The sequence below is a fragment of the Pseudoalteromonas luteoviolacea NCIMB 1944 genome (genome assembly GCF_001625565.1).
Lineage (GTDB): Bacteria > Pseudomonadota > Gammaproteobacteria > Enterobacterales > Alteromonadaceae > Pseudoalteromonas > Pseudoalteromonas luteoviolacea_F.
The window spans coordinates 107984-117661 of sequence record NZ_AUXS01000056.1; the positions used below are offsets into that span (position 1 = coordinate 107984).

Annotated in this window: 5 protein-coding genes; all 5 read left to right on the forward strand. The window is 40.0% G+C overall.

The window, feature by feature from the left end; all coding sequences use genetic code 11:
• The first annotated feature begins 957 nt into the window (after positions 1-957).
• Positions 958-3159, forward strand: a complete 2202-nt coding sequence (locus tag N483_RS20715) for a type I secretion system permease/ATPase (protein ID WP_023398323.1) — start codon at positions 958-960, stop codon at positions 3157-3159.
• Positions 3152-4489, forward strand: coding sequence for an HlyD family type I secretion periplasmic adaptor subunit (locus tag N483_RS20720; protein WP_023398322.1), 1338 nt, complete (start codon positions 3152-3154; stop codon positions 4487-4489). Before N483_RS20715 ends, N483_RS20720 begins: the two co-directional genes overlap by 8 nt.
• Positions 4490-4514: 25 nt before the next feature.
• Complete coding sequence (locus tag N483_RS20725; protein WP_023398321.1) at positions 4515-5519, forward strand: lysozyme inhibitor LprI family protein; 1005 nt, start codon at positions 4515-4517, stop codon at positions 5517-5519.
• A gap of 17 nt (positions 5520-5536) precedes the next feature.
• Positions 5537-6403, forward strand: coding sequence for a hypothetical protein (locus N483_RS20730; protein WP_023398320.1), 867 nt, complete (start codon positions 5537-5539; stop codon positions 6401-6403).
• On the forward strand, positions 6358-9678 hold a 3321-nt coding region (locus tag N483_RS20735; protein ID WP_269201454.1), incomplete at its 3' end, for a calcium-binding protein. The genes N483_RS20730 and N483_RS20735, both read left to right, overlap by 46 nt.

Genomic DNA, 9678 nt, shown 5'->3' on the forward strand with positions numbered 1-9678 from the left:
CCAGTATTTCGTGACATAAGATACATTCACGCATCTATTGGTGCTAATAATATTGTGACAATCGGCTGCTATGGCTAAATGCAGCTTACGTTAAGTTTGGGTTTGCTTTGTACCTGACCTTAGCTTTTAGGCCGATATTGTCGAAAACAGTATTGATAAACTACCGTATTGTTGGTTCGGTATAGAACATTCAATACTTTAGCTCGCTAACATAAGCAGATTTAGTAAGGTGACTAAATTAAGGAGTGAGTTAGCAAAGTCTTCTGGTGCTCCAAGTTGCAAATTAAATACCGAAAGAAGTGTCAGGTTAGTTTTAATTAGTAAGGTGGCGTGTTTATCTCAACGGCCTTATCCATCATATTGTTCTGCATTTACCATTTTTCATAGCGTGCCCACAGAGCCACATTACCGAGTTATATCAATGTTTGTTTGGGCAGCAGATCAGTTGTTAATTTTTTAGTCGTGGAGCTAGGGCTGCGATATTTTTAATACTTGTCATATTAAGAGTCAGAATTCCAGTTAATTGAGTAACAAGGCAGTCTGTTACCCATATCTTAGAGTTATCACGCTTACCATAGCTAAAGCAGGTTTAAGAGAGTAATGATGCTGGAGTTAAAAGTGACTAAATATGCTCGCTTGATACATAATAAATAATTTAATTTTTTTGTATGTCAGTGACGCCACAAGACCTCTTTGTTACTTAATATATTCGCTCGATAACAAGCGTATTCTATGGTTTGAAATTAGAAGGGACACTTTCGTTGTGGGGACCTGCATGTAGGTTAAGTTGGTCTATAAATATTTTTATATTATTTAAGTTAAATTATTCTTTTATATCTAGCTTATTGTTTAGAATTTATTTGAATTTTAACTGCTTTATGTATATCTTCTGCGAATCGACAAAAGACACATGGAAAGTGAGTTGTAGATTGTCACACTCCTTTTCTAAGAAAGTTAATGACAGATAGCAATAAAAATAGACTATTTGAATCAGGGATAAAAGCACTATCTATAATAGGCCGGTTACATCAAAAGCCCATTGATTCAGCACATTTGATTCATGAATATACTGCAGAGGTGCAGTCGCACCCTGAACTAGCAACAATCCAATTGTTAAGAGCTGCGAAGGCGTGTGGGTTTAAAGCCAAAGAATACCGTGTATCTCTCAAAACACTTGAAAAAGGAGTTTTTCCAATACTCGCTAAGCATACGAGCGGACACTATTTTATTATTGTAAGTATTAAAAATGGACAGGCTCTTGTTCACGATAGCTACAGCAGTGAGCAGCAACGCACTATGAGTATTGCTGACGTTGATAAAATATCAGAATGTGAATATATCTTGCTCACTCCAAGAAAAGGCATTTTAGCTCAAAATGAAGCATTTGGATTTAAATGGTTTGTACCTGCGCTAATACGTTATAAAACATATTTTTGTGATGTGGTATCTGCTTCGTTTTTTATTCAACTACTTGCTCTCGCCTCACCTATTTTTTTTCAAGTGGCCATTGATAAAGTAATGGTACACAAGGGGATGACTACGTTAGATGTACTTGCCGTAGGGTTTCTTGCAGTCATTATATTCGAAGTTATTCTAAGTGGTTTGCGAACATATCTATTTAGCCATACTACAAATCGTATTGATGTAGAGTTGGGAAGTAAACTCTATCAGCACATGCTTGCATTACCCATATCATATTTCAAGTCAAGACGGGTAGGAGATACTGTTGCAAGGCTTAAAGAACTAGATTCTGTGCGTGAATTTATGACAGGTTCCTCCTTAACTGTTGTTTTGGATTTGTTTTTTACACTTGTATTTTTTAGCGTCATGTTTTATTACGCGCCATTGTTGGCATGGATTGTAGTGGGCAGTTTGCCATTTTATTGCATTATTGCCATGTTGCTTGGTCCTAAGCTGCGAGTTACGTTAGAGAAAAAGTTTCAGTGTAGTGCTGAAAATCATGCTTTTTTGGTTGAATCGGTCAACGGCGTTGAGACGATTAAGTCTTCGGCAGTAGAGCCACAAATGCGCAGTCAGTGGAATGACAAATTGGCAAATTATGTGTCAGTTTCTTTTTCAGCGACACAGCTAAACAATATATATGGCCAGCTTGCCAGTTTAATCACTAAAGTCACTGGATTACTAATACTTTATTTTGGCGCAATCGCGGTTACCAACGGTGATCTGACAATTGGGCAGTTCATCGCGTTTAATATTCTAGCTCAGCGAGTATCAGCTCCAATCATGCGGTTTGCAAATCTATGGCAAGACTTTCAACAAGCCAGAATTTCGGTGGCAAGATTGGGTGATATTCTCAATACACCAACGGAGCAAAGTAACGGAAATAAGATCTCTTTGCCTGATCTTCAAGGCGAAATATGCTTTGACCATGTCAACTTTGGCTATACACCAGAGCGTCCAAAAGTACTAGAAAATCTTAGTTTTAAGGTAAACTCTGGTGAAGTAACTGGCATTGTTGGACGTTCAGGTTCTGGTAAGAGCTCGTTAACTAAGCTCATCCAACGTTTGTATTTACCTCAATCGGGCAGAGTACTAGTTGATGGTGTAGATACCAGCCTTATTGACCCAGACTGGCTCAGACAAAATGTGGGCGTGGTTTTGCAAGAAAACTTTTTACTCAACGCAAGTATTCGAGAAAACATCGCATTATCTGATCCTTCAGCCTCGCTTGAGCACGTCATTGAGGTTGCAAAATTGGCAGGTGCACATGAATTTATATTGGAAATGCCTCATGCCTATGACACACAGATAGGTGAACAAGGTGGTTTATTATCCGGGGGACAAAGGCAGCGAATTGCTATTGCAAGAGCTCTGTTGAGCAATCCCGCAGTTTTAATTTTCGACGAAGCGACCAGTGCACTTGATTACGAGTCTGAGCACATCATTCAACGTAATATGGCAAAGATATGTAAAGGGCGTACTGTATTCATTATTGCTCACAGACTTTCAGCAGTGCGAGGTGCTAGCAATATTTTGGTACTCGACAAAGGCCGTTTAATAGAGCAAGGAGATCACTCGACCTTACTGAAAAAAGGTGGACACTATGCTTATTTATGCCGTTTGCAGGGAGGTGCTCCTTCACAAAAAGTGCCGATAAGGCGAAGTACCACATCAAGTCAGGAACGTGAAAATGGCTAAATCGAATAAAGTTAATTTTGAGTTTTTGCCTGCTGCGTTGGAAATTCAAGCCGCGCCAGCGCCTCGGTGGGCACGCAGTATTATGTGGTCCCTGGTCATTTTTCTTGTTATAGCCATTGTTTGGTTATGCTGGGGCAGAATAGATATTGTGGCGTCAGCGCAAGGGAAGCTTGTTCCACAACAACAAGTACAAGTGATCCAGCCTATCGAAACTGGAGCTGTTTTAGCAGTTCATATTGAAGAGGGCAGTCAAGTGGTAGCAGGTCAAGTTTTATTAGAGTTAGACCCCGCTATTACACTTGCGGACAAGCAAGATTTAACGGCTCAACTTGACCATGTTAATGCTCAGGTTGATCGCTTAAGAGAGTTATTACTATTTGCACAACAAGTTTCTGAAAATGATGAGGGGCAAATAAGTTCTGTTACTCAAAAAAGTGTACACAATGATACAGATTACAACTTGCTTTTAAGCCAAATAAAGGAGTTTCAGCAAAGCCGGCGTGCAGCTTGGTCTGTGATAGGGGGTCTGGAGGCTCAATTGATAGGAGCACAGTTAAGTGTCAAAAAAATTCAAACTATGCTGCCTTTAATTGAAGAGCGAACACAATCACTAAAAGTACTTGAAAATGAGAAACTTGTTGCTAGAGAGCAATATTTAGCTCTTAAACAAGAAGCGCTTGATCTTGCTGGGCAGCTACCGATTGAGCAAGCTACAGTTCGTGAATTGAAATCTCAAGTTAACCAAGCAAAAGCGCAGTATGCTCTATTGTTAACGGACTTCAGAAAACAATCTCTTATAGAACTCAATGATGCTCTATCTCGTCAAGCAACGCTAAAGCAGCAGCTAGCAAAAAGTACATTTTTAGAGGAAAAAACGCGATTGGTGGCACCTGTTTCTGGCACTGTTGAGGCATTAAGTGTGACTACAATTGGTCAAATTGTGACTCCTGCACAAGAGCTGATGCGGATTGTGCCTAAAAATGACACGCTTATAGTTGATGCTGGATTGTTAAATAAGGACATCGGGTTTGTTTTCAACGGGCAAGTGGTAGAAGTTAAAATAGAGAGTTTTCCATTTACGCGATATGGCGTTATAGAAGGTAAAGTTATTGATGTGTCAATGGATGCCATAGAGCATGACGTTCATGGCTTAGTTTTTCCAATTAAAGTTTCGATAGAAAAACAATTAATGTTGATTGATGGACGCACAGTTGCGTTGTCATCTGGAATGGCTGCCACCGCAGAAGTGAAGACAGGTTATCGACGTATTATCGAGTTTTTATTATCCCCAATTATTCAAAGTGTCGATGAAGGTGCCAGAGAAAGATAAAACATGCAATGAAGGAGTGAAAACAATGAATAAAGTGATATATGGCGTGACCTTATTGTTGCTTAGCAGTCACGGGATGGCTGCGGGGTTTGACTGCCAAAAAGCAGCCACAAAGGTTGAAAAGCTCATTTGTAGTGACAGTGCACTGTCTCAGTTAGATGAAGATATGGGGATTGCATATCGCAACAAGCGGGCGTCCTTGTATGGTGTGAAAAGGCAACAGTATTTGGTAAAGCAGCGCAACTGGTTAAAACAGGTCCGGAATAAATGTGAGGCAGTGGCATGTTTAAAAAAGGTTTATCAAGCGCGTATTTGGGAGATAAATGGCCAAAAAGCGCCGTTACCAAACTTTAGGATCACCAAAGGCCAAGGTTACACCGTATGCGAAGCATTTTTAAAAGTACTGAACCGCACTCCGAGAGAAGAGCTCAAAGCGTGCGGCTTACCTAATTTAACAGGTTCTGGGTTTAAACCAGTGGAGTTTACCGAAGTACTCGCTGATAAAGCTCTACAGATGGATAAAAAATATTATGAGCTTATTAACTATAGAGTGCCTTACGAGACAGTCGAAGCGCAGCGAATAAGCCGCTACCAGTCAGGTTTTTATCGCATCTATACTGGGGTGTTGACCATAGATGGCAAAAGAGAGCCTGTGATTCAGGTGACGCAGCCCTCTTCAGGATGTTACACACCACCCAAAGGCGAGTACTTTTCGCTTGCAAATGCATTTAAAGATGACTGGAAAACATTCAGCGATGAAAAAAAGCTGAACTTTTCGAAGTCTGCTGGCGTTTTCAAAGGGCATGTTTCTACTGATATGAACTTAAACACACGTTCACTAGATTCAGGTGAGTTTGTTCAATTTAATGACGGATCTTACTTAATTGATATGTTTAGTTTACGCAGGAAAAACTTAAATAAAGATTGGACAGGAAAAAATCGAGTTTTTTTGTATGAATTTGATAGAAAAACAGGAACAAACTCTCGTTTTGAGAGTAAAAAGCGTTGCGACTATTGGTATAACTACTAAAAAAAGGATTGTGATAAATGATGGAACGAGATTATGAAGCACTATTAAGATCTATGTTGGATGTGGAAGGCAAAAGCTATGTAGTATATTTAGATCACAAAGGTATCCCCACTATGGGAGTTGGTTTTAACCTTCAGGAAAAAGATATAGTAAAAAAAATCATCAATCAAATGGGATATACCCCAGATAGCATTGGTATTGATAATCATAGAAAGCTTATAGATGAAATAGTTGACATTGCTGAAGAGAACTGGACGGAGGCGAATTTAAGCTCCAAAATAGAGAGTATTGAAAGTCAGCTCGCCACTTACAAAGGGCAAGTACAAGATCAGGCCATTAAAGACTCCCTCAGAGACAGCTTTGAATTTAACAATTTAACCGAAATGACCCCTATTTTTGAGGGATTGATTCGCGAATACGAAACCAATACGATTCATGAAATACAAAGAGAATATAACGCAAAGCATAAAACCAACCTGACTACTGACGATATTCAAGAGGTATGGAATGGACTAAGTGAGCGCCAAAAAGGTGGAATTCTTTCCATGGTATACAATGGTGGCGCGGACGGCATGATTGGGAAGGGGATTTCTACAGCGCTGGTTGATGGCGATGTAGCCGGCGTATTTTGGGAGATTGCATTTAATAGCCTTGCACCGAATGACCTAAATGGCGACGGGGTTATAGCCGAGCGACTTTGGTCTGAGCAAAAGCGCAGAGCCGATGAGGCCCATGAGTTTATCGAGGATGTGCTAAAAACGGCGATTTCTTTCAACGACTTAACATATTTAACTTACTTAAAGATAAGTTTTCGGATATTGAAGCTATTTATGAGAGCTTGTATGATCTCACGTATGAGACTGACGAAGACGGTAATCGCATAGTAAAAGTTGAAAAAACTCAACTTGAGCGTTATTTACAAAGTGTTGACTACGTAAATAATATATTAAGTGGACTCGGTGATTCATTGGGGCTAGAGGCGGCGACATTCGATCCGGATTTTAGAATGCTCTTTAGCGAAAACCTTGAGCAATGTCTTGCAGAAATAAAAACTGAATTTGAAGAAATCAATGACAACTTGCGGCTGAGAGATCCGTTGATTTTAGATTTAAACGGTGACGGTGTTCAAACCATTCACGTAGACGCTGGTGTACTGTTTGACCATGATGGGAGTGGATTAAAGCAGGGTACTGGCTGGATATCAAAGGAGGATGGGTTTTTAGTCCTTGATCTGAACAATAATGGTCAGATAGATAACGGCTTAGAGTTGTTTGGAGATAATACTCGATTGGCTGGGCAACCTGATCAAATTGCAGAGCATGGCTTTAGTGCGTTGAAAAGTTATGACACCAATGGAGACGGCAAAATTGATGCTCAAGATGACGTCTACTTTAGTTTACAAATTTGGCAAGATCTTAACCAAGATGGTATTAGCCAAGAGGGGGAGCTCAAATACCTGACTGAGTGGGGGATAGACTCCATCTCATATGATTATGTTAGGGTCTCAAATTCTCAGTCCGGTAATAGAATCGAATATGAGAGCTCCTTTACTTGGTCTGATGGTCAACGGGGTGATGTTTCGGCGCTATTCTTTGCCAGTAACTCCTTTAATTCCGTATTTGTTGAAAAATTCCCTATTTCAGAGCGGGCGGCAAAGTTACCTGATGCGCAGGGTTTTGGAGGTGTAAGGTCGCTGCGTGAAGCTGCTTCACAAAATAGTCGCTTAGCTGAACTGCTAGAGCAGTTTGTGTCTTTGGATAATCGCAGTGATCAGCGCGCACTAATGGACAAAATATTGTTCGAATATAGCGAAACCTCAGCTTTAGATAGTTTATTTGATGAGTTTTCGCGAATTAATGTGAACCCAAATACCTATAAAATTGCTGGTAATGACTGGACAAAATTGGCCGTAATTGAAGCTTTTGGTGGTGATATAGAGTCTATTTATGAAATAAAGAGGTCTTCTTCATTTGCGGTTTTGAAACCGTTTATCGGAAATGATGATTTAAGTTCTCGATTAAGAGATTCGGTCTACAAGGCATATGATTCAATTGAAGATGCTATTTATATTCAAATTGCATTGCAAACAAGGCTTAAATCACTCACGGACACCATCGTTTTTTCATTCAGTAATGGCAGCTTGATGTTTGATTATGGTGAATTTGAAATCGCCATTGGTACACATATTACGGCAGACCCAGTAAATGGTTTATTAGATTTATATGATCTGGTCCGATTTTACCCTTTGCTCACGAAAAGTGATTATGAAGGCTATAAGTTGTTTTTCTCTGAGTTGGCAAAATTCAGTGGTGATCAGAGTGTGATGGAGACATTAGCTAAGGATATACCCCTAATAAATATGCGTGATGAAAATATCACGTTTAGCCGAGATGTGGATTTAGTTGTCGGGACAGATGGACAAGATAAGGTTTACACCTTGGCTGGTGATGACTTTATTGCTGGCATGGGGGGAGATGATGTATTGCAAGGAGGTCTAGGTGACGATTATTTAGATGGAGGTGAGGGAGCTGACACTATTGTCGGCGGTGAAGGAGATGACATATTAAGAGGTGGATCAGGAAGTGATGTACTCAAAGGTGGTAATGGTAATGATACTTATATATACGAACTTGGTGATGGTAACACCATAATAGACAATTACGACCTTTCAAAAACCTCTCAGGATATTCTCAAGCTTGGAAAAGGTATTTTAGCTAGCGATATACGACTAAGTACACATAACCGGAATTTAGTAATCACACTTAATGATGGCTCTGCAATCACACTAAAAAACTTCCTTGGTGACTCTTCTTCAAACAAAATTTCATCAATTCAATTTGCAGATGGCAGCCACTGGACAGCACAAAACATTAAAGAACGGTTTTTTGCCAGCACGGAAAATAACGACTCAATCACGGGAACCGTTGAGTCTGACCGAATATTGGGCAAGGGTGGTAACGACTATATAGAAGGAGTTTCTGGCAGCGATTTCTTAGATGGCGGTGACGGTAACGATACCTTGATTGTCGGGCAAACAGCAAGCAGTAAGTACGAACAGAACACCCTAGTTGGTGGCAAAGGCGATGATATTATCAAGGGGTATTGGAGTTCAGACACGTATATCTACAACCTAGGAGATGGTCACGATGTGATCTATGAATTTGGTTCGAATGAGAGCTCGGATCAAATTATCTTAGGCAAAGGCATTTCGAAAGACCAAGTAATTGCAGTGCGAGTTGGAGACGACATTACCTTAAAGATTTTAGATATCACAGGTAGCATTGTTGGCTCAATCACGTTGGCAGGCGCCTTTATTGATAAAAGTGATATTGTTGATAATGTCGTATTTAGTGATGGTGCGGTTTTAACAGCTGAAGAAATATTTAAGTCGGCCCAGATACAAATGGGTACCGAGGGCAAGGATATATTGCTAGGGTCTGTGCAAAGTGAGCTGCTATACGGTTTAGCTGGCGATGATCAAATAGACGGAGTAGCAGGAAACGATTACTTAGATGGCGGTGACGGTAACGATACCTTAATTGTTGGACAAATTGCGGGCAACAAATATGCAAAGAATACTCTAGTAGGCGGTAAAGGCGATGACATTCTTAAGGGGCATTTGAGTTCAGAAACATATATCTACAATTTAGGAGATGGTCACGATGTAATATATGAATCCGGATGGAGTGAGAGCTCGGATCAAATTATCCTAGGTGAAGGTATTTTAAAAGACCAAGTAAAAGCTGTGCGAGTTGGTGATGACATTACCTTACAAATATTAGATGTTGATGACAAAGTAGTAGGGTCAATTACGCTCGCTGGGGCCTTTATTGATAAGAATGATATTGTCGATACCGTGGAATTTAGTGATGGTACATTATTGACTGCGCAAGAGATATTTGATTGGGCACAAAATCAAATTGGAACTGATAGTAATGACAGCATATTTGGGTCAAATGAAAGTGACAAAATTTATGGCTTAGCGGGCGATGACCACATAGACGGCATTGCTGGTAACGACTACTTAGATGGCGGCGAAGGCAACGATACTTTAATTGTTGGTCAAACATCGAGAAGCAATTACGCAAATAATACCCTTGTTGGCGGTCAAGGAAATGACATTCTCAAAGGGCATGTTAGTTCAGAAACCTATGTCTAT